Origin of the sequence: Roseomonas sp. USHLN139 (assembly GCF_037145735.1) — a bacterium.
Classification (GTDB): domain Bacteria; phylum Pseudomonadota; class Alphaproteobacteria; order Acetobacterales; family Acetobacteraceae; genus Pseudoroseomonas.
Genome location: NZ_JBBCWY010000002.1, coordinates 236,971 through 256,503, shown reverse-complemented (window position 1 = coordinate 256,503; position 19,533 = coordinate 236,971). Strand labels below are relative to the sequence as shown.

General features: G+C 71.5%; 16 protein-coding genes. All 16 read right to left on the bottom strand.

Annotated elements, in window-relative coordinates; translation table 11 throughout:
• Positions 1-80: 80 nt before the first annotated feature.
• Complete coding sequence (locus WFI16_RS08465) at positions 81-1,610, bottom strand: sensor domain-containing diguanylate cyclase (protein WP_419897381.1); 1,530 nt, start codon at positions 1,608-1,610, stop codon at positions 81-83.
• A 140-nt stretch (positions 1,611-1,750) separates the two neighbouring features.
• Positions 1,751-2,887: a ribonucleotide-diphosphate reductase subunit beta gene (locus tag WFI16_RS08460; RefSeq protein ID WP_442970660.1), complete on the bottom strand. Its 1,137-nt coding sequence runs from the start codon at positions 2,885-2,887 to the stop codon at positions 1,751-1,753.
• Between the two features lie 12 nt (positions 2,888-2,899).
• Positions 2,900-5,827, bottom strand: coding sequence for a ribonucleoside-diphosphate reductase subunit alpha (locus WFI16_RS08455; protein ID WP_419897380.1), 2,928 nt, complete (start codon positions 5,825-5,827; stop codon positions 2,900-2,902).
• A 337-nt stretch (positions 5,828-6,164) separates the two neighbouring features.
• Entirely contained in the window at positions 6,165-6,524 is a 360-nt protein-coding gene (locus tag WFI16_RS08450) for a winged helix-turn-helix domain-containing protein (RefSeq protein WP_419897379.1), read from the bottom strand.
• A 152-nt stretch (positions 6,525-6,676) separates the two neighbouring features.
• On the bottom strand, positions 6,677-7,822 hold the full coding sequence (locus tag WFI16_RS08445; RefSeq protein ID WP_419897378.1) for an OmpA family protein: 1,146 nt from the start codon (positions 7,820-7,822) through the stop codon (positions 6,677-6,679).
• Between the two features lie 158 nt (positions 7,823-7,980).
• On the bottom strand, positions 7,981-9,033 hold the full coding sequence (locus tag WFI16_RS08440) for a sulfate/molybdate ABC transporter ATP-binding protein (protein ID WP_419897377.1): 1,053 nt from the start codon (positions 9,031-9,033) through the stop codon (positions 7,981-7,983).
• A complete protein-coding gene (gene cysW, locus WFI16_RS08435; protein WP_419897376.1) occupies positions 9,030-9,866 on the bottom strand; it encodes a sulfate ABC transporter permease subunit CysW in 837 nt (278 codons plus the stop codon). Before cysW ends, WFI16_RS08440 begins: the two co-directional genes overlap by 4 nt.
• Positions 9,863-10,672, bottom strand: a complete 810-nt coding sequence (cysT, locus tag WFI16_RS08430) for a sulfate ABC transporter permease subunit CysT (RefSeq protein ID WP_419897375.1) — start codon at positions 10,670-10,672, stop codon at positions 9,863-9,865. The genes cysW and cysT overlap by 4 nt, the downstream gene beginning before the upstream one ends.
• 7 nt (positions 10,673-10,679) lie before the next feature.
• Positions 10,680-11,735, bottom strand: a complete 1,056-nt coding sequence (locus WFI16_RS08425; protein ID WP_419897374.1) for a sulfate ABC transporter substrate-binding protein — start codon at positions 11,733-11,735, stop codon at positions 10,680-10,682.
• Positions 11,736-11,820: 85 nt separating this feature from the next.
• Positions 11,821-12,831 (bottom strand): isopenicillin N synthase family dioxygenase, encoded by a 1,011-nt coding sequence (locus WFI16_RS08420; RefSeq protein WP_419897373.1) that lies wholly within the window; start codon positions 12,829-12,831, stop codon positions 11,821-11,823.
• Between the two features lie 65 nt (positions 12,832-12,896).
• Entirely contained in the window at positions 12,897-14,204 is a 1,308-nt protein-coding gene (locus WFI16_RS08415) for an O-acetylhomoserine aminocarboxypropyltransferase/cysteine synthase family protein (RefSeq protein ID WP_419897372.1), read from the bottom strand.
• A 12-nt stretch (positions 14,205-14,216) separates the two neighbouring features.
• Positions 14,217-14,960, bottom strand: a complete 744-nt coding sequence (locus tag WFI16_RS08410; RefSeq protein ID WP_419897777.1) for an ABC transporter ATP-binding protein — start codon at positions 14,958-14,960, stop codon at positions 14,217-14,219.
• A gap of 38 nt (positions 14,961-14,998) precedes the next feature.
• On the bottom strand, positions 14,999-15,994 hold the full coding sequence (locus tag WFI16_RS08405; RefSeq protein ID WP_419897371.1) for an ABC transporter permease: 996 nt from the start codon (positions 15,992-15,994) through the stop codon (positions 14,999-15,001).
• Positions 15,994-17,085, bottom strand: a complete 1,092-nt coding sequence (locus tag WFI16_RS08400; RefSeq protein ID WP_419897370.1) for an ABC transporter substrate-binding protein — start codon at positions 17,083-17,085, stop codon at positions 15,994-15,996. The genes WFI16_RS08405 and WFI16_RS08400 overlap by 1 nt, the downstream gene beginning before the upstream one ends.
• 185 nt (positions 17,086-17,270) lie before the next feature.
• Entirely contained in the window at positions 17,271-18,707 is a 1,437-nt protein-coding gene (locus WFI16_RS08395; RefSeq protein WP_419897369.1) for an NAD(P)/FAD-dependent oxidoreductase, read from the bottom strand.
• A gap of 97 nt (positions 18,708-18,804) precedes the next feature.
• On the bottom strand, positions 18,805-19,479 hold the full coding sequence (locus WFI16_RS08390) for an RraA family protein (RefSeq protein WP_419897368.1): 675 nt from the start codon (positions 19,477-19,479) through the stop codon (positions 18,805-18,807).
• Positions 19,480-19,533: the final 54 nt, after the last annotated feature.

Sequence of the window (19,533 nt, the reverse complement as noted above, 5' to 3'; positions counted from 1 at the left end):
GCCGGGGCAACCGGGGGTGCCGACAGGCTATCGGCCGAGGCTGCCCCTGTCCTCGATCCCGTCGGGAGGGGACAGCCGGCTCAGGACAGCGTCCTCTCCCGGGCAGCGCGGTTGCGCTTGGTCTCGTAGAGGGCAGCATCGGCAAGGCCGATCGCGGCGTCCAGCGTTGCCGCATCGCGCGGCATGACGGCGACGCCGGCGCTGCAGCCCAGCGCCACCCGCCCGGCCGGCGTGTCGAGCCCGGCGCGCAGCATGGCGTCCAGCCCGGCGGCGATCCCCGCCGCCGCTTCGCCGACCCGCTCCGGCCGGCCGGGGAGGCAGAGCAGGAACTCGTCGCCGCCGAGGCGGACGGCGGCATCCCCGTCGCGCAGGTGGCGGCGCAGCCAGGCGCCGATGGCCTGCAGCACGGCATCCCCCGCGGCATGGCCATGCCGGTCATTGACCGGCTTGAAGCCATCGAGGTCGAGCACCACCACGGCAGCGCCGGCCGCCAGCCCCGGCTGGCCCGCGGCCCAGGCGGCAAGGCCGGCCCGGTTGAGCAGGCCGGTCAGCGGGTCGTGCCAGGCCTGGTCGCGCAGCTGCAGCAGCCGGGCCTCGAGCTCGGGCCCGGTCCTGCCCTCGCCCAACACCCGCTGCACGGCGCCGCCGAAGCGATGCGCGTTGCGCCCGGCCAGCGCCCCGCCGACCCCGGCCAGCACCAGCGTGCCGAGGCCCAGCCACAGGGCGAAGCCCCAGAGCGAGGCGAGGATGGTGGCGGTATCCCGCTCGGCCACCACCACCCAGCCCAGCGCCGGGCGGTCGCTGCCGCCCTCATCGGCATTGGCGAAGGCCTGCAGCAGGGCCGGCCCCTCGCCCTCCGCCTCGCGCCAGGCCGGCAGGCCGGGGCCGGGCGGCATGGCGCCGGCCCAGGGCTTGCCGCGCAGCCGCTCGGGGCCGAGCAGCACGGTCCGGTCGGCCCCGACCACCAGCAAGGTCGGCGCCGGCTGCCAGGGTGAGAGGCGGGAGATCTCGCGCCGGACACTCTCGGCCCAGCGCCAGGTCAGGTGGCCGGCGATGACGCCGATGACCCGGCCGTCCTCGCCATGCACCGGCGCCGCCGCGTCGACAAAATAGGCATCCGCCCCGCCGCCCTGCGCCGCCGGCAGCAGGCGGGCCAGCAGGGCCGCCGGATGCACGTCGCCAAGATGCAGCCCCTTCAGCCCGGGAGCGAACCAGGGCCGGGCGGCGACATCCACCCCCTCCAGCAGCCCGCCGGTGGCGGCGATGACGCGGCCGTCGACGCCGGCGAAGCCAATCCAGGCGAAGGTCGGGGAGCGGGTCTGCAGATCCTCCATCAGCCGCCGCGCCATGGCAGGCTCGGGCGGCTGGCGGGAGAAGGCCTCGAAACGGGCCATCAGCCCGACGTCATGCGCCCATTCGACCAGGCCGGAATCCAGGCGCTGGGCCATCACCCGGGCGTAGTCGGCCAGGCGGGCGCCGTCCTCGGCCAGCAGGCGGTCGCGCTCGGCATGCAGCAGCAGGGCGGAGCCCGCCAGGCCGACCACCGCGCAGATGGCGCCCACGGCCAGCCCGTGCCGCCACCCCGACCCGAAGACGTCTCGCAGACGCATCTATCCCTGATCCCTGCCAGGTGCCGGGATCCCAGCAAATTGCTGCCAGACCATTAATGGTCTGGCTACAGTTCGGTACGCTCGCACCATGAAGCCGGGCCTCGGCGTGCAGGCAGATCGCAATCCTGCCCGGCGCAGCCTCAGTCCCAGCTCAGCGCACCGCCATTCTGATACTCGATCACCCGGGTCTCAAAGAAATTCTTTTCCTTCTTCAGGTCCATCACCTCCGACATCCACGGGAAGGGATTTTCCGCCTCGGGGAAAACCGGCGCCAGCGCCAGCTGGGCGCAGCGGCGGTTGGTGATGAAATGCATGTACTGCTCGCAGAGCGCGGCATTCAGCCCGAGGAAGCCGCGCGGCATGGTGTCGCGGCCATAGGCCACCTCCAGCTCGCAGGCCTCGCGCAGCATGGCGCGCACCTCCTCGGCGAAGTCCTTCGTCCAGAGCCCCGGATTCTCGGCGCGGATCTGGTTGATCACGTCGATGCCGAAGTTCAGGTGGATGCTCTCGTCGCGCAGGATGTACTGGTACTGCTCAGCGATACCGACCATCCGCCCGCGCCGGCCGAGCGAGAGGATCTGCGCGAAGCCGGTGTAGAACCACATGCCCTCGAAGACGACGTAGAAGGCGATCAGGTCGCGCAGGAAGGCGCGGTCATTCTCCGGCGTGCCGGTGGCGAAGGCCGGGTCCGACAGGTTCTGCGTATACTTCAGCGCCCAGGCCGCCTTGGCGGTGATCGAGGGCACCTCGCGATACATGTTGAACAGCTCGCCCTCGTCGAGGCCGAGGCTTTCCACGATGTACTGGAAGGTATGGGTGTGCACCGCCTCCTCGAAGGCCTGGCGCAGCAGGTACTGGCGGCATTCCGGGTTGGTCAGGTGGCGATAGACGGCCAGCACGATATTGTTGGCGACCAGGCTCTCGCTGGTGGCGAAGAAGCCCAGGTTGCGCTTGATCGAGCGGCGCTCCTCCTCGGTCAGCCCGTCGCGCGACTTCCACAGCGCGATATCGGCCTGCATCGAGATCTCGGTCGGCATCCAGTGGTTGTTGCAGGCCGAGAGGTACTTCTCCCAGGCCCAGCGGTACTTCAGCGGCAGCAGCTGGTTCACGTCGGCGCGGCAATTGATCATCGCCTTGTCGTCGACCGAGACGCGGCCGCCGCTCTCGTCGATGGCGCCGAGGCCGGTGGCGTCACCGGCCTCCGGCTTCTGCGCCGCCGCGCCAGGGGTCGGCGCCAGCGGCGCCGGGTCGGACCAGTCGAGCATGTTGGTGTCCATCAGGTCCGTTCCTTACTGGCAGGCTTCGCAGGTGGGATCGTCGAGCGAGCAAAAATTGCCGACTTCGGTCGCCGGCACCGGCTTCGGCGCTTCCGCCACGACGGCGGAAGAGGGGGCCGGCGGCGGCGGGGCGGCGACGACGGCCGCGGCCGGCGCGGCGGCAGGCGCCACCTTCACCGCGTTCAGCTTGCCGTCCGAGGTCTTCAGCGTCGACTTCTCGACATGGGTCGCGCTCTGGGTGCGCAGGTAATAGGTGGTCTTCAGCCCGCGCTGCCAGGCCAGGCGGTAGAGCGCGTCCAGCTTGCGGCCGTTCGGATTGGCCAGGTACAGGTTCAGCGACTGCGCCTGGTCGATCCATTTCTGCCGGCGCGCGGCGGCCTCGACCAGCCAGGAGACGTCGACCTCGAAGGCGGTGGCATAGAGCGACTTCAGCTCCGCCGGGATGCGGTCGATGGCGCCCAGGCTGCCGTCATAATACTTCAGGTCGGAGACCATGACCGGGTCCCACAGCTCCAGCGCCTTCAGGTCGCGGACCAGGGCCGGGTTCACCACCGTGAAGTCGCCCGACATGTTCGCCTTCACATAGAGGTTGCGGAAGGTCGGCTCGATCGACTGGGTGGCGCCGACGATGTTGGAGATCGTCGCGGTCGGCGCGATCGCCATCACGTTGGAATTGCGCATGCCGATGGTCTTCACCCGCTCGCGCAGGCCGGACCAGTCCAGCGCCGCCGAGCGGTCGAGGTCGAGGCCGCCGCGCGCCTCGGCGACGAACTCGACGCTGTCATGCGGCAGGATGCCCTGGCTCCACAGCGAGCCAGGGAAGGAGGCATAGGCGCCGCGCTCGGCGGCCAGGTTCACCGAGGCCTCGATGGCGTGGTAGCTGATCAGCTCCATGCTCTCATCGGCGAAGCGCACCGCCTCGTCGGAGGCCAGCGGCAGGCGCAGCGCATGCAGCGCGTCCTGGAAGCCCATCAGCCCGAGGCCGACCGGACGGTGCTTCAGGTTGGAGCGCCGGGCCTGCGGGATGGTGTAGAAATTGACGTCGATGACGTTGTCCAGCATGCGCATCGCGGTGGCGATGGTGCGCGCCAGCTGCGCCCGGTCCAGGCCCTTCCCGGTGACATGGCGGCCGAGATTGATCGAGCCCAGGTTGCAAACCGCGACCTCGCTGTCCGAGGTGTTCAGCGTGATCTCGGTGCAGAGGTTGGACGAATGCACCACGCCGGCATGGCGCTGCGGCGAGCGCAGGTTGCAGGGGTCCTTGAAGGTCATCCAGGGATGGCCGGTCTCGAACAGCATGGTCAGCATGCGGCGCCACAGCTCGACCGCGCGGACGGTCTTGTGCACCTTGATCTCGCCGGCGCGCGCCTTCGCCTCGTAGCGCTCATAGGCCTCGCGGAAAGGAATACCGTAGAGCTCGTGCAGGTCGGGCACCTCGTCGGGCGAGAACAGCGTCCATTCGCCATCGGCCTCGACGCGCTGCATGAACAGGTCCGGCACCCAGTTGGCCGTGTTCATGTCATGCGTGCGGCGGCGGTCGTCGCCGGTGTTCTTGCGCAGGTCGAGGAATTCCTCGACGTCGATATGCCAGGTCTCGAGATAGGCGCAGACCGCGCCCTTGCGCTTGCCGCCCTGGTTCACCGCGATGGCGGTGTCGTTCGCCACCTTCAGGAAGGGAACGATGCCCTGGCTCTGGCCATTGGTGCCGCGGATATGCGCGCCGAGGCCACGCACCCGGGTCCAGGCATTGCCGATGCCACCGGAATACTTGGCCAGCAGCGCGTTGTCGCGGACGGCGCCGAAGATGCCGTCGAGGTCATCGGGCACGCTGGTCAGGAAGCAGGAGGAAAGCTGGCTGTGCCGCGTGCCGCTGTTGAACAGCGTCGGCGTCGAGCACATGAAGTCGAAGGAGGAGATCAGGTCGTAGAACTCGATCGCCCGCGCCTCGCGGTCAATCTCGCGCAGCGCCAGCCCCATGGCGACGCGCATGAAGAAAGCCTGCGGCATCTCGAAGCGGATGCCCTGGGTCTGCTGCAGGTAGCGGTCATACAGCGTCTGGAAGCCGAGATACTGGAACTGCAGGTCGCGTTCCGGCTTCAGCGCGGCGCCGAGGCGCGCCAGGTCGAACTGCGCCAGCTCCGGGTTGAGCAGCTGGTGCTCGATGCCCTTGGCGACATAGGCCGCGAAATACTCGGGATAGCGCGCGGCCATCTCGGCCTGGCTGGTGGCGGGCGTGCCCTCGACGAAGACCAGGGCCTCGCGGCGCAGCTCGGCCAGCAGCAGGCGGGCGCTGACCTGGCTGTAGCCCGGCTCCTGCTCGATCAGGGTGCGCGCGGCCAGGATCGGCGCCTGGGCCAGCTCGTCCTCGCTGATGCCGTCATAGAGGTTGCGCCGGGTCTCGGCCAGCACCGGCTCGGGCGTCACATCGGCCAGGCCCTCGCAGGCCTCGGCCACGGCGCGGGCCAGCGCCGCGGCATCCAGCGGCCGCAGCACGCCGTCGCGGCCCTTGACCTGCAGCGCCGGCGCCGAGGGGGTGCTGACGGAAGCCGCCGCCGCCCGCTCGCGCGCCCGGTCCTCGCGGTAGAGCACATAGGCGCGCGCCACCTTGTGGTGGCCGCCGCGCATCAGCGCCAGCTCGACCTGGTCCTGCACATCCTCGATGTGGAAGATCCGGTCGGCGCCGCTGTGGCGGGTCAGGCCGGCGACGATCTGCTCGGTCAGCCCGGCGACGATCTCGTGGATGCGGTGCGAGGAGGCGGCGGATTGCCCCTCCACCGCCAGGAAGGCCTTGGTCAGCGCGATGCTGATCTTGCCCGGGTTGAAGGGGGTCGGCCGGCCGTCGCGACGGATCACCTGGGCGGCGCCCGGACCGGCGGCCTGCGAACCGGCGCGGCTGGCGGTCGCGGCCTGGGGATCGGCAAGCGTGTCGTAAGGGGACATGGCGGAGGCCTTCGGCTGGCGGCGCGCCGGTCCCTCTGGAACAGGGTGGCGGCGCCGTATGGAGCTGGCAGGGGCGGCACGGCGGCCGGGCTGCGCGAGCCCGGCGACGGGCGGCCACGCCCTGCTGTTGCCCGGAGAATGCCACCCGGACGACCCAATATCTAGGGCTTCACTGCCCCGTTATCGCTACATCTTGTGGATCGATTGGGGACAAGCCGCGCAAGACGCGGAGCGGACTAAGGATTTTCCCAGGCCACCGCGCGATGCCGTTTGCGCGATGTCGGCCGACTCGCGGGGGTCTTTCTGCTGCGAATCGGTCGCAACGACGGCGGTGCGCTCAGCCCCGCGGCAGCCGCTCCAGCAGCGCCGCCAGATGCGGCGCGGCCGCTTCGGCGGCAGCGGCTTCCAGCGCCCGGAACCCGGCCACCACGGCCTCGCCCAGCGGCGTCAGGCGGGCCCCGCCGCCCTTGCTGCCGCCGGTCGCCGTGGCGGCGACCGGGGCGCCGAAGGTGGTGTTGAGGTCCTCCACCAGCTCCCAGGCCCGGCGGTAGGACATGCCCAGGCTGCGCGCGGCGGCCGAGATCGAACCGTCGCGGGCGATCGCCTCCAGCAGGGCCACCTTGCCGGGGCCGAGCCGCCGCAGCCCCTGATGCGCCGTCCCGAGATCCACCCGCAGGCTCAGCCGCGCCTCGGCCATGCCGCACTCCCTACTGGCAGCGGCGGCGGCCGTCCGCGCGCCGCCCCTCCCCGCCTTCTAGGCGCAAGCCGCTAGCGCGCAAAGCGGCAGGCATGAAAAAGCCCGGGGGAGCGGGCTCCCCCGGGCGTTCAGCGGCGGAAGCCGAGCTCAGCTCAGCGCAGCACGATCTCGACGCGGCGGTTCTGCGGCTCGCGCACGCCATCGGCGGTCGGCACCAGCGGACGGCTCTCGCCAAAGGCCTGGACCGAGATGGCCGAGCGGGCAACGCCGAGCCGCACCAGCTCCGCCGCCACCGCATCGGCGCGGCGCTGCGACAGGCGCTGGTTGTACTGCGGCGAGCCGGAGCGGTCGGCATGGCCGGCCACCTCGATCCGCGTCGCCTGCACGCGGCCGGAATTCTGCGCCGCCTCGGCGATGATCTGGCGGGCGCGGTCGGTCAGGTCGGCGCGATCGAAGTCGAAGAACACCAGATAGGTGCGCGTCGGCGCCGGGGCGGCGGCCGGGGCCGGCGCGGCCACCGGAACCGGCGCCGGCGCCGGCGGCACCGGCTGGTTGAAGGCGTAGCGCAGGCCGAGCATCAGCGAATGGTTGTAGTTGTCGGCCTCCACCTTGCCGCGGGCGACGGTGGTGCCGCCGAAGCGGATGGAGGCGTCCATCTCCGGCTGCAGCGTGCCGAGGAAGCGGTATTCGGCGGTCAGCGCCAGGCCCGGCAGGGCGCTGATCGGCAGCGAAAGGCCGGCGATGCCCTGATAGGCGAACTGGGCGTCGCTGCCATCGATGCTGATCCGCCCGCCATTGGCGGCGGTGGCGCGGACGGAGTCGTAATCGGTCCAGACATAGCCGATGCCGGCGCCGATATAGGGCACCACCGGCAGGCCGAGCTGGTGGAAGTCGAAGAAGGCGTTGAACATGGCGCCATAGGAGCGCGCCGTGCCGCCGCTGCGCAGCGGGCCGAAGCCGCTATAGCCGCTCAGCTTGTCGACCTCGTTGGAGCGGAAATTGCCTTCCACCTCGGCGCGCACGCCATTGCCGAAGCCATAGCCCAGCGAGACCACGCCGGCGAAGCCGGTGTCGAACTCGGCCTGGCCGGAGGTGCCGACGCCGTTGCCGCGCAGGAAGCGGGCGACGCCGCCCTGGGTGTCGAGGTCGCTTTCCTGCAGGAAGTTCACGCCGGCGCCGGCGCCGAGATAGACGCCGGTGACCGGCTGGGCGAGCGCGCCCGTGGCGGTGAGGGAGACCGAGGCCAGCGCGACCGAAGCCAGCGCCACGCCCGACAGCAACGACGTCCTGAACTGCATAGCCTGCTCTCCCCCAACCCGCTCTGAATTCGAGCGGAAAGATATTTCCGGGGGCGGGGAAAGAACAGCGGTGACGGGGCGCGCGGCGGTGCGGCCGCGCCAGATGCGCCGTGACTGTGGCGGCGGCGCCACAGCGGCCCGAAGGCCACGCATCCCGGTCAGGCGGGATAGGCGCGCGCGGCGAGCGGCTGCAGCGTGCAGGCCTGGCCGGGCCGCAGCGCCGCCGCCTCGTGCGTGCCGGCCGCCAACTCGGCCTCGATCACCAGGCCGTCCAGCGCGAAGACCGCCTGCAGCCGGCCGCCGACCGGCCGGCAGCTGCGCAGCACCGCCGGGCCGGCGGCAGGGGTCACCCGCCATTCATGGCCGCGGATAAAGGCGGCCACCGGGCCGTCGCCCGCCGGCGCCGCCAGCAGGCTGGCGCGCGGCAGCGGCGCCAGGCCGGGCAGGCGGAAATGCAGCGCGCCCGCCTCCAGCACCCCCTCCAGCCGCAGCGCCTGGCCGAGGAAGCCGGCGACGAAGGCATCGGCCGGCTGGTCGAGGATGCGCGCCGGGGTGTCGAACTGCACGATGCGGCCGGCCTGCAGGATGGCGACCCGGTCGGCCAGCTCCATCGCCTCGTCCTGGTCGTGGGTGACGAAGAGGCTGGTCAGGCCGAGCTCGCCATGCAGGGCGCGCAGCCAGTGGCGCAGCCCCTTGCGCACCTCGGCATCGAGCGCGCCGAAGGGCTCGTCCAGCAGCAGCAGCCGCGGCTCGATGGCCAGCGCCCGGGCCAGGGCGACGCGCTGGCGCTGGCCGCCGGAGATCTGCTCAGGCAGCCGGCGCTCCAGCTCGGCGATCTGCATGCGTTCCAGCAGGCGGCGGACGCGGGCCGCGATCTCGGCCTCGGGCGGGCGGCTGGCGCGGGGGCGGACGCGCAGGCCGAAGGCGACATTCTCGAAGACCGTCATGTGGCGGAACAGGGCGTAGTGCTGGAAGACGAAGCCGATGCGGCGCTGCCGCGCCGGCACCTGGGCCATGTCCTGGCCGTCGATCCGCACCTCCCCCTCATCCGGGAAGTCCAGCCCGGCGAGGATGCGCAGCAGCGTCGTCTTGCCCGAGCCGGAGGGGCCGAGCAGGGCGACGAATTCCCCGCCCGCGACCCGCAGCGCGATGTCGTGCAGCGCCTGGGCCGCGCCGAAGCGGCGGCTGAGACCACGCAGCTCGAGGCTCATACGGCGAGGCCCCCGCGCCGTCCGCCGCGCTCCAGCAGCGCCTTGGCGGCGAGCGTCACCAGAGCCAGCAGCGCCAGCAGCGCCGCCACCGCGAAGGCGCCGACGAACTGGTACTCGTTGTAGAGGATCTCGATATGCAGCGGCATGGTGTTGGTCTCTCCCCGCACATGGCCGGAGACGACGGAGACGGCGCCGAATTCCCCCATGGCGCGGGCATTGCAGAGCAGCACGCCCGAGAGCAGCGCCCAGCGGATTTCCGGCAGGGTGACGCGGAAGAAGGTCTGCCAGCCGGAGGCGCCGAGGGTGGCGGCGGCTTCCTCGGCGCTGCGGCCCTGCTCCTGCATCAGCGGGATCAGGGTGCGGGCGACGAAGGGGAAGGTCACGAACAGCGTGGCCAGCACCAGCCCCGGCAGGGCGAAGACGATCTGCAGGCCCTGCGCCTGCAGCCAGGGGCCGAACCAGCCATGCGCCCCGAACAGCAGCACCCAGACCAGGCCAGAGATCACCGGCGAGACCGAGAAGGGCAGCTCGATCAGCGCCAGCAGCAGGGCGCGGCCGCGGAAGTCGAACTTGGCGATGCACCAGGCGCCCGCCACCCCGCCGATGGTGTTCACCGGCACGGCGATGGCGGCGACCAGCAGGGTCAGCTGGATGGCCGCCACCGCATCGGGGTCGGAGAGCGCCTGCCAGACCGGCCCCCAGCCGCGGCGCAGCGCCTCGGTGAAGACGGCGGCCAAGGGCAGCACCAGGAACAGCCCGAGCAGGATCAGCGCCAGAACGCACAGGAAAATACGGGCCCAGCGCGGCTCGGCGATGGCGGGGCGCGGGTTCATGCGCGCCGCCAGAAGCGGGTGGCCAGGTTCAGGGCCAGCAGCAACAGGAAGGAAAGTGCCAGCATGGCCAGGCCGACGGCGGCGGCGCCGGCATAGTCGAACTGCTCCAGCCGGACGACGATGAGCAGAGGGGCAATCTCGCTGACCATGGGCATGTTGCCGGCGATGAAGATGACGCTGCCATATTCGCCGATGGCCCGCGCCGAGGCCATGGCGAAACCCGCCAGCAGCGCGGGCGCCAGCGCCGGCAGCACCACGCGCCAGATCACCTGGGCGCGGCTGGCGCCGAGGGTGGCGGCGGCTTCCTCGGCCTCCGGCGGCAGGTCGCGCAGCACCGGCTCGACGGTGCGGACGATGAAGGGCAGGCCGACGAAGGCCATGGCCAGGCCGACGCCGAGCGGCGTGTAGGCGACCTTGAGCCCCAGCGCCGCCAACGGCGCGCCCAGCCAGCCATTGGGGGCGTAGAGCGCGGTCAGCGCCAGGCCGGCGACGGCGGTGGGCAGGGCGAAGGGCAGGTCGACCACCCCGTCCAGCAGGCGGCGGCCGGGGAAGCGGTAGCGCACCAGCACCCAGGCCACCAGCAGCCCGAGCGGCAGCATCGCCGCCGAGGCCGCCAGCGCGCCGAGGAAGGACAGGCGCAGCGCCGCCAGCACCCGCGGCTCGGCCAGCGAGCGCCAGACGCCGAGCGGGCCGAGCTCCCACGGCCGCAGCAGCAGGGCGAGCAGCGGCAGCAGCACCAGCCCGGCCAGCCAGACCAGCGTGACGCCGAGGCTGACACCGAAGCCGGGCAAGGCGCGCGGCCGCATGCGCTGGCTAGCGTCCGGGCTGGTAGAGGCGGTCGAACAGCCCGCCATCGTTGAAATGCGTCGCCTGGGCGGTCTTCCAGCCGCCGAAGGCCGGGTCGTCGATGGTCACCAGCTCCAGCGGCGGGAAGCGCGCCTGGTTGGCCGCCAGCACGCCGGCATCGCGCGGGCGGTAGAAATGCTTGGCCGCCAGCGCCTGGCCTTCGGGGGCGTAGAGCGCCTGGAGATAGGCCTCGGCCGCGGCGCGGGTGCCGCGGCGGTCGACATTGCGGTCGACCACGGCGACCGGTGGCTCGGCCAGGATGGAGAGCGCCGGATAGACGATGTCGAACTGGCCGGTGCCGAATTCGGCGAAGGCCAGATGCGCCTCGTTCTCCCAGGCCAGCAGCACGTCGCCCTGGCCGCGCTGGACGAAGCTGGTGGTGGCGCCCCTCGCCCCAGTATCCAGCACGGGGACGTTCCTGAACAGCGCGGCGATATAGGCCTGGGCGGTGTCGGGACTGCCGCCGGGCTGGCGCAGCGCCCAGGCCCAGCCGGCGAGATAGTTCCAGCGCGCCCCGCCCGAGGTCTTCGGGTTCGGCGTGATCACGGCGATGCCGGGCTTCGCCAGGTCGCCCCAGTCGCGGATGTTCTTCGGGTTCCCCTTGCGGACAAGAAAAACGATGGTGCTGGTATAGGGCGCGCTGTTCTGCGGCAGCCGCGCCTGCCAGTCGGCGGCAATCAGCCCCTGGGCGGCGATGGCGTCAATGTCATAGGCCAGCGCCAGGGTGACGACATCGGCCGGCAGCCCGTCGATCACCGACCGCGCCTGCCGCCCCGAGCCGCCATGCGAGGAGATGGCGCGGATCGCCTGGCCGGATTGCGCCTTCCAGCGCTCGGCGAAGGCCGTGTTAAACGCGCGGTAGAATTCGCGCGTCGGATCGTAGGAGACGTTGAGCAGCTGCCCGCCGCCCTGGGCGCGGGCGGTGGCGGCCGGCAGCAGGGCCGCGGCGCCGAGCACCAGGCCACGCCGGCGCAACCGCCGCGTGGCCAGCCGATCCGAAGCCTGGTCGTCGGAACCCGTCATGGGAGCCTCCCTGGCAAAGGGGAGCATCCGGCGCGGCGCGCCGGGATGCAACAGAAAGTGCCGTGTGCCCGGGGCAGCGCCGCGATCAGCCCAGCAGATCGGCGTGGTAACGCTGCGCCACATCGGGGTGCGAGCGCAGCCGGCCCTTCAGGTAGTTGGCGCCGACATTGCGGAACAGCGGGTTGTCGGGGTCGCTGGCCGGGCCTTGCGCCTCGGCGGCGAGCGCCGGCGGCAGGGCCAGCAGCGGCACCTCGGCATCGAGCCGGGCGCCGAGGAAGAAGGCGATGGAGAAGCGCTCGCGCCCGGCGGCGGGGCTGACGACGCGATGGATGGTGGCCTTGAGGTAGCCGTTGGAGGCCAGTTCCAGCAGTTCGCCGATATTCACCACGAAGGTGCCCGGGCGGGGGACGGCGTCGATCCAGCCATCGGCGGTCTCGACCTGCAGGCCGCCGATCTCGTCCTGCAGCACGAAGGTCAGCAAGCCGCTGTCCTTGTGGGCGCCGACGCCCTGGTCCGGCTCGTCCGAGGTGCGGCCGGGGTAGCGGATGATCTTCATGGTCTGGTTGGGGCTGCCGGCATAGATCGCCGCCAGCGCCTGGCGGTCGCCGACGAGGGCCTCGGCAAAGGCGCCGACCAGGCGGATGGCGACCTCGGTCAGGCGGGCCTGCCATTCGAGAAGCGTCGGGCGCAGCGCCGGCAGCGATTCATCGGGCCAGAGGTTGGGGCCCTGCAGCCGCGACCAGGGCGGGCTGCCGGCGGTCTGCGGCAGGGGCTCGCGCTCGGCATGGATGTCGAACTGCTCGCGCCAGTCGGGCTTGCCGCGGGTCAGCTCCAGCCCGGCACGGTTGTAGCCGCGGAAATGCGGCGAGTGGATCATCTGGACCTTCAGCTTCTCTGCCTCGGGCAGGTCGAAGAAGGCGCGGGACAGGTCGCGCACCTGCTGGGCCAGTTCCTCGGGCACGCCGTGGCCGGCGAGGTAGAAGAAGCCGACCTCGCGCGCGGCGTGGCGCAGCTGGTCGAGGAATTTCTTTCTATTTGGCCCTTCGAGTTCGCTGATATCGAGGGTGGGCAGTGTGGCGATGGCGGTCGTCGACATGGCTGTTCCTGGATAGACAGAAAAAAGATGGGGGCCTGGGGGAATTCCTTCCCGCAGACTTTTTTCTATTCTGCTGCCTGCGCGAGATGCCCTGCGGCGTGCAGGCCTCGTTCGATATCCGCCTTGATATCGTCCGGGTGCTCGAGCCCGATCGACAGTCGGACATAGCCCGGCGTCACCCCGGTCAGCGCCTGTTGCTCGGCCGAGAGCTGGCTGTGGGTGGTGCTGGCCGGATGGATGGCCAGCGACCGTGCGTCGCCGATATTGGCCACGTGGTAGAGCAGCGTGAGCGCGTCGATGAAGCGCTGCCCGGCCTCGCGCCCGCCGGCGAGTTCGATGCCGACCAGGCCGCCGAAGCCGCCTTGCAGGTATTTGTCCGCGCGGGCGCGCGCGGTGCCGGTCTGCAGCGAGGGGTGGATGACGCGGCTCACTTCCGGGCGCTGCGCCAGCCAGGCGGCGATGCCGGCGGCGGTCGCGCTGTGGCGGGCGATGCGCAGCGGCAGGGTCTCGATCCCCTGCAGGATCTGGAAGGCGTTGAAGGGCGAGAGCGGCGCGCCGAGGTCGCGCTGCACCGAGGCGCGGACGGCCACCGCATAGGGCGGCAGGCCGCGCTTCGGGGCATCGATGGCCCAGATGGCGCCGTGGTAGCTGGCATCGGGGGTGTTCAGCGCCGGCTGGCGGTCCGGCACGGCCCGCCAGTCGAAATTGCCGCCATCGATCACCGCGCCGGCGATGCTGGTGCCATGGCCGCCGATGAACTTGGTGGCCGAATAGACGACGATGGCGGCGCCGTGATCGAAGGGGCGCGCCAGCAGCGGCGCGGCCGTGTTGTCCAGGATCAGCGGGATGCCGAGCGGGCGGCCGATGGCGGCCACCTCGGCGATGGGGAAGACCACCAGCTTCGGGTTGGGCAGGGTCTCGCCGTAATAGGCGCGGGTGCGGTCGTCGGTGGCGCGGCGGAAATTCTCCGGGTCGGACGGGTCGACGAAGCGGGTCTCGATGCCCTGGCGCTTCAGCGTGTTGGCAAAGAGGTTCCAGGTGCCGCCATAGAGATCGGTCGAGGAGACGATGTTGTCGCCGGCCTGGGCCAGGGCCAGGATCGCGAAGGCGGAAGCCGCCTGGCCGGAGGCGAGGGCCAGCGCCGCGGCACCGCCTTCGAGGGCGGCCAGGCGCTGCTCCAGCACGTCGACTGTCGGGTTCCCGGTGCGGGAATAGATGAAGCCCGGCTGCTCCAGCGCGAAGAGGCTGCGGGCGTGCTCGCTGCTCTCAAACTGGAAGGAGGTGGTCTGGTAGATCGGCACGGCGACGGCGCCATGCCCAGGCGCGGCGCGCCAGCCGGCATGCAGGGCCAGGGTCTCAGGGTGCAGGGTCATGATGGTCCTCGCTCAATCGGCCAAGCCGAGCAGGCCCAGCGCCTGGCGGCGCAGCGCCACCAGCTCCGGGTCGTCGCGGTGGCGGGGATAGGGGCGGTCGACGGTGAGCTCGGCGGTGATGCGGGCCGGGCGGGGCGAGAAGATGATGACACGCTGCGCCAGGATCAGCGCCTCTTCCACGTCGTGCGTGACGAGGATGGCGGTAAGGCCGGAGCGCTGCCAGAGGCGGACCAGCTCGGCCTGCATCGACAGGCGGGTCAGGCTGTCGAGCTTGCCCAGCGGCTCGTCCAGCAGCAGCAGGCGCGGGTCGTTGACCAAAGCGCGGGCGAGCGCCACGCGCTGCGACATGCCGCCCGAAAGCTGGTGCGGATAGGCGGTCTCGAAGCCGGTCAGCCCGACCAGGTCGATCGCCTGCTGCACGCGGTGGCCTTCGCGCTTCAGGATGCCGCGCGCCTCGAGGCCGAGCGCCACGTTCGCCTTGACGGTGCGCCAGGGGTAGAGGGTGGGGTCCTGGAAGACCAGCACGCGGGACGGGTCGGGCGCCGTGATGGGCGCGCCGTCGCCGGTGAGCGTGCCGCCGCTGGGCGCGTCGAGCCCGGCCAGCAGGCGCAGCAGGGTCGACTCGCCGCAGCCCGAGGGGCCGAGCAGCGCCACGAATTCCCCTGGCTTCACATTGAGAGAAACATTGTCCAGCACCGGCAGCGGCTGGCCTTCGAGCAGGAAGGCCTGGCTGGCGTGGCGTACATCGACGGCCATGCCGGCGGCGTCCCGGGTCGTCGTGTCGAGGGCTGCGCTCACCACCGGACGGTCCCCTTCTGCCAGGCGAGCACGCGGTCGCGGCCCTTGAACAGCAGCGTCACCAGGGTCGAGCACATCAGCGCCATGACCAGCAGCGCCGCATACATGTTGCCATAGGCGGCCCAGCCCTGGGCCCATTGCAGGTACCAGCCCAGCCCGGCCTTCACGCCGAGCATCTCGGCCACGACGAGGACCGAGAAGGAGGCGCCCAGCCCCATGAAGAGGCCGACGAAGACCTGCGGCAGGGCGGCGGGGATGGCGACCTTCAGCACCAGGAAGGTCTGGCTGGCGCCCAGCGTCCGGGCGATGTCGTAATAGGCGCGGTTGACCCCGGCGACGCCGGACCAGGTCAGCACCGTCACCGGAAACCAGGTGGCCAGCGCGACCAGGAAGGTGCTGGCGCTGCCGCTGGAGGGAAAGGCGAAGAAGGCGATCGGCAGCCAGGCGGTGGCCGGCAGCGGGCCGACCAGGCGCAGCACCGGATGCACCCAGTAGCCGATGGCCTTGGACCAGCCGAGCGCGACGCCGGCGACGAAACCGGCTGCGGCGCCGATGGCATAGCCGGTCAGCAGCAGCCAGAGCGAGCGGAGGACGCTCTCGCCGAGGCGCGGCCAGTCCTCCAGATAGACTTCCAGCAGGCCCTGGGGCGAGGCGAAGAAGGGCAGCGGCAGGATGGCCAGCTTGGCGGTCAGCAGCTCCCAGCCGATCAGGGCGAGGCCGAGCACGGTCAGCCAGGGCCCGAGGGTGCGCAGCCGCTGGCCGAGCGGCCCGAGCCAGGGCGCGGCGAGGCCGGCGACGGCCAGGGAAGCGCCCAGCAGCAGGGCGAAGGCGGCCAGCTCCTGGGTGCGGCCGACCTCGATCTCGTCGGGGGCCAGGCTGGTGATGGCGGCGGCGGCGAGCCAGGCCAGGCCGGCGACGACGCCGCCGAACCAGGGCCCGGGGCGGGTGGAGGCGTCTTCCGCCCGCCCGCCGAGAATGACGGCGCCGCTCATCACACGCTCAGCACATCGGCGGTGACGCGCTCGGCGAAGCGCCTGGGGTCGGTGTTGGCGCGCATGACGCCGACCGATTTCAGCTCCTCGGCATAGAGCTCGATCTCGCGGCGGATGTCGGTGCCGGCCGGGGTATGGCCATGGGTGTGGCTCCGCAGCATGGCGATCAGGTCGTCGCGGCTGACGCGGCCGGGGGCATAATCCATGAAGGCGTCGGCAGCGAGCTTCGGATCATGCGCCGAGAGCTGCTGCGCCTCGATCAGCGCACGGGTCAGGGCGGCGGCCACCTGCGGCTCATTCTTCACCAGGCTGCCGGCGACGCCGATGATGCAGCAGGCGCGGTCGGCCCATTCGCCGGTCAGGTTGCTGGCGACCTCGACGAAGTTCTTGTCGCGGATCAGGGTCCACGCGATCGGGTCGCCGGCGGCGAAGGCATGCGCCTCGCCGCGCTCGATGGCGAGGCCGAAGACATGCGCCGGGAAGACGCGCCAGGTGACGTCGCGATCGGGGTCAATGCCGCGCCGCTTCAGCAGCATGGAAAAGAAATTCTTGTCGGCGCCGGCCATGTCGCTGACGGCGATGGTCTTGCCACGGATCGAGCTGATGTCGGTGGTCAGGTTGTTGGCGGCGGGCCCGGCCAGCCGCATGCAGCCGCCATGGGTGCCGCCGGTGATCTTGACGTCGAAGCCCATCTCCAGCGGCTTCAGCCAGCGCAGCGCCATGCCGACGCCGGCATCGGCCTTGCGGGTGGCGATGGCTTCCAGCAGCGCCTCGGTGGAACCGCCGAAATTCACCAGCTCCACCTCCAGCCCGTGCCGGGCCAGGATGCCGGCGCGGCGGGCGACCTCGATCGGCGATGTGCAGATGGAGGTGGCGTTCCAGGCAAGCGTCAGCTTCTTCGGCGCGGCGCCCTGGGTGCCTCCGGGGGCAGCAGCGGGCAAGGGGGTCAGGCATCGGCCCTGCTCGGCCAGCATGGCCTCGAAGGCGCGGCGGTCGGCGCTGAGCGGGGCGAAGCCAGCCAGGGGCAGCGCGAGGCCAGCAGCGCCAAAGGCGCCCAGCAGATGGCGGCGCGGCAGGACGGGATGCGGCATAGGAACTCCTGACAGAAGGGCCGGAGGGCCTATCAACGACCTCCGATCGTTCGATCAGAAATGCACGAATCCAAATGAGTCAAATGGATTCTCAGCCGAAAACAGCGCGTTATCTGAAAGGCTCCGCGCCCAGCACAGACATGCTGCGCAATGGCGCCCGGACAGGATAAGCCGCCTCCGCGCCGTCACAGGGCGAAGAAGGGCGTGCCCTTCAGCTCCGGCTCGTCGAAGGCTTCCAGCCGGGCGCGCATCACGTCGATATCCTCGGCGAAGATCGCCGCGGCGATATGCCGGGCCAGCCGCCCGGCGCCGACCGAGACCCCCGGCACGTCGGAGGCGATGGCGCCGAGGCTCGCCATGGCGGCATGGTTGAACAGGTGGATGCGCGACAGGGCCGGCTCGGCGGCCGGGTCGCGCGCGGTCAGGCCGAAGCCGGCGTCCAGCCAGGGGAAGCGGCCGATCTCCGGCCGCTCCAGCCCGGGTGGCGGCGTGTAGCGGTCGGCCCAGAGCGCGATCTTGCTGGCAAAGGGAGAGAATTCGGCGATGCGCCCCATGTCGATGGCGAAGCCGGTGCCGAGGATCAGGAAGTCCGCCCGCGCAGTTCGGCCCTCGCCCAGGGCCAGGGCGACGCCGCCCCCCTGCCCCGGCGTCGCGCCCCGCAGCGGCGTGCCGAGATGGACCTGGAAGCCCGGCCGGTCGAGCACGCGGAGGATGCTCTCATGCGGCGGCGGCGACTGGACGTCGTGCAGATAGGCCAGCAGGCGCCATTTCTCGGCCGGCGGCAGCGAGGGCCAGCCCTCGAAGAAGCCCTGGTTGGCCGAGCCGCGGCCCTTGTTCACCTGCGGCAGCACGCGGCGGCGGATGTAGAGGTCGACGCGCGCCGCGCCCGCCTCCAGCGCCGCGGCGGCATTGTCCCAGGAGGAAGGGCCGGCGCCGATCACCGCGACATCGCGGCCGCGCAGCGCCGCGAAATCGATGACGTCGTTGCTGTGGGCGGCCAGCACCGGGAACAGGGCCGGGTCGACCCCGGGCGGCAGGCTGTGGCCGCCGGTGCCGGCGCGGCCGCTGGCCATGACCAGGCGGCGGGCGGCGAGGCGGCGGGTGCCGGCCGCATCGCGCAGGGTCACGCCGACATGGTCGGCCGCCGGCTGGATGGCCAGCACCTCGACGCCATTGGCGACCGGCAGGCGCAGCGCGCGGCGCACCCAGAGGATGTAGTCCTGCCAGTCGGCATTGAGGATCTTGTAGAGCGGGTCCCAGGCCTCGGCGCCATGCGCCGCCTCGAACCAGGCGCGGAAGGTCAGCGCGGGGATGCCGAGATCGATGCCCGGCAGGTGCTTCGGGCTGCGCAGCGTCCGCATCCGCGCGGTGGTCACCCAGGGGCCTTCCAGGCCCTCGGGGGCGCGGTCCAGCACCTGGATGTTGCGGATGCCCTTGAAGGTCAGGGCGGCGGCGGCGGCGACGCCATACATGCCGGCGCCGATCACCAGCACGTCGGGCATCGGGGCGCCGTCGGGGCCGGGCCGCTCGGCGGGCCAGGCGGCGGCCGGCAGGGTCAGGCGCTGCAGGTCGCGGGCCAGCTCGTCTTCCAGGGCCGCCAGCCCGGCTTGCCGCCTGTCCATGATGCCCTCACCCGCGCTGCGTTGCAGCACGAGACTAGGCGCGGATCGGCCGCAGGAGAAGCCGGGGGAAGCGGCTGCCCTCCCCCGGCCGCCGGCGTCAGAGGCCCTCGCAGCCGTTGCGGCGCAGCGTGGCGTCGACCCAGACGGTGTCGTTGCTGCCATCGGCGATGGCGGCGATGGTCTTCTGCTCGGCGGCGTTCTTGGCCAGGGTCGCGGCTTCCAGCGCGGCCACGTCGTCGAAGGGGACGCAGAGCAGCCCGTCCTCGTCGCCGACGATCAGGTCGCCGGGCTCGATCACCATGCCGTCGATGGCGATGGTGACGTTGATCTCGCCGGGGCCGTCCTTGTAGGGGCCGCGATGGGTGACGCCGGCGGCATAGACCGGGAAGTCCTGGCCGCGGATCGCGCCGCTGTCGCGGATGGCGCCGTTGAGGACGATGCCGCCGAGGCCCTTCTTCACCATCTGCGCCAGCATCAGCTCGCCGATCAGCGCATTGGTCAGGTCGCCGCCGGCATCGACGACGATGACATCGCCCGGCTGGGCCAGGCCGATGGCCTTGTGGATCATCAGGTTGTCGCCGGGGCGGGTCTTCACCGTCAGCGCCGGGCCGGACAGCACGCCGCCGGCATGCATCGGCCGCAGGCGCGGGCCGCCGGCGGTCATGCGCGACATGCAATCGCTGATATTGGCCACCGGCAGCGCGCGGAAGCGCTCGGCCGTCGCGGCATCGACCTGGCGGGCGCGCGGCAGGATGCGGAAACCGATGGGCATGGTCGTGTCTTCTCCGTTCAAGGCGGCGCGCAGTCTCGCGCCAAAGCGGCGGGC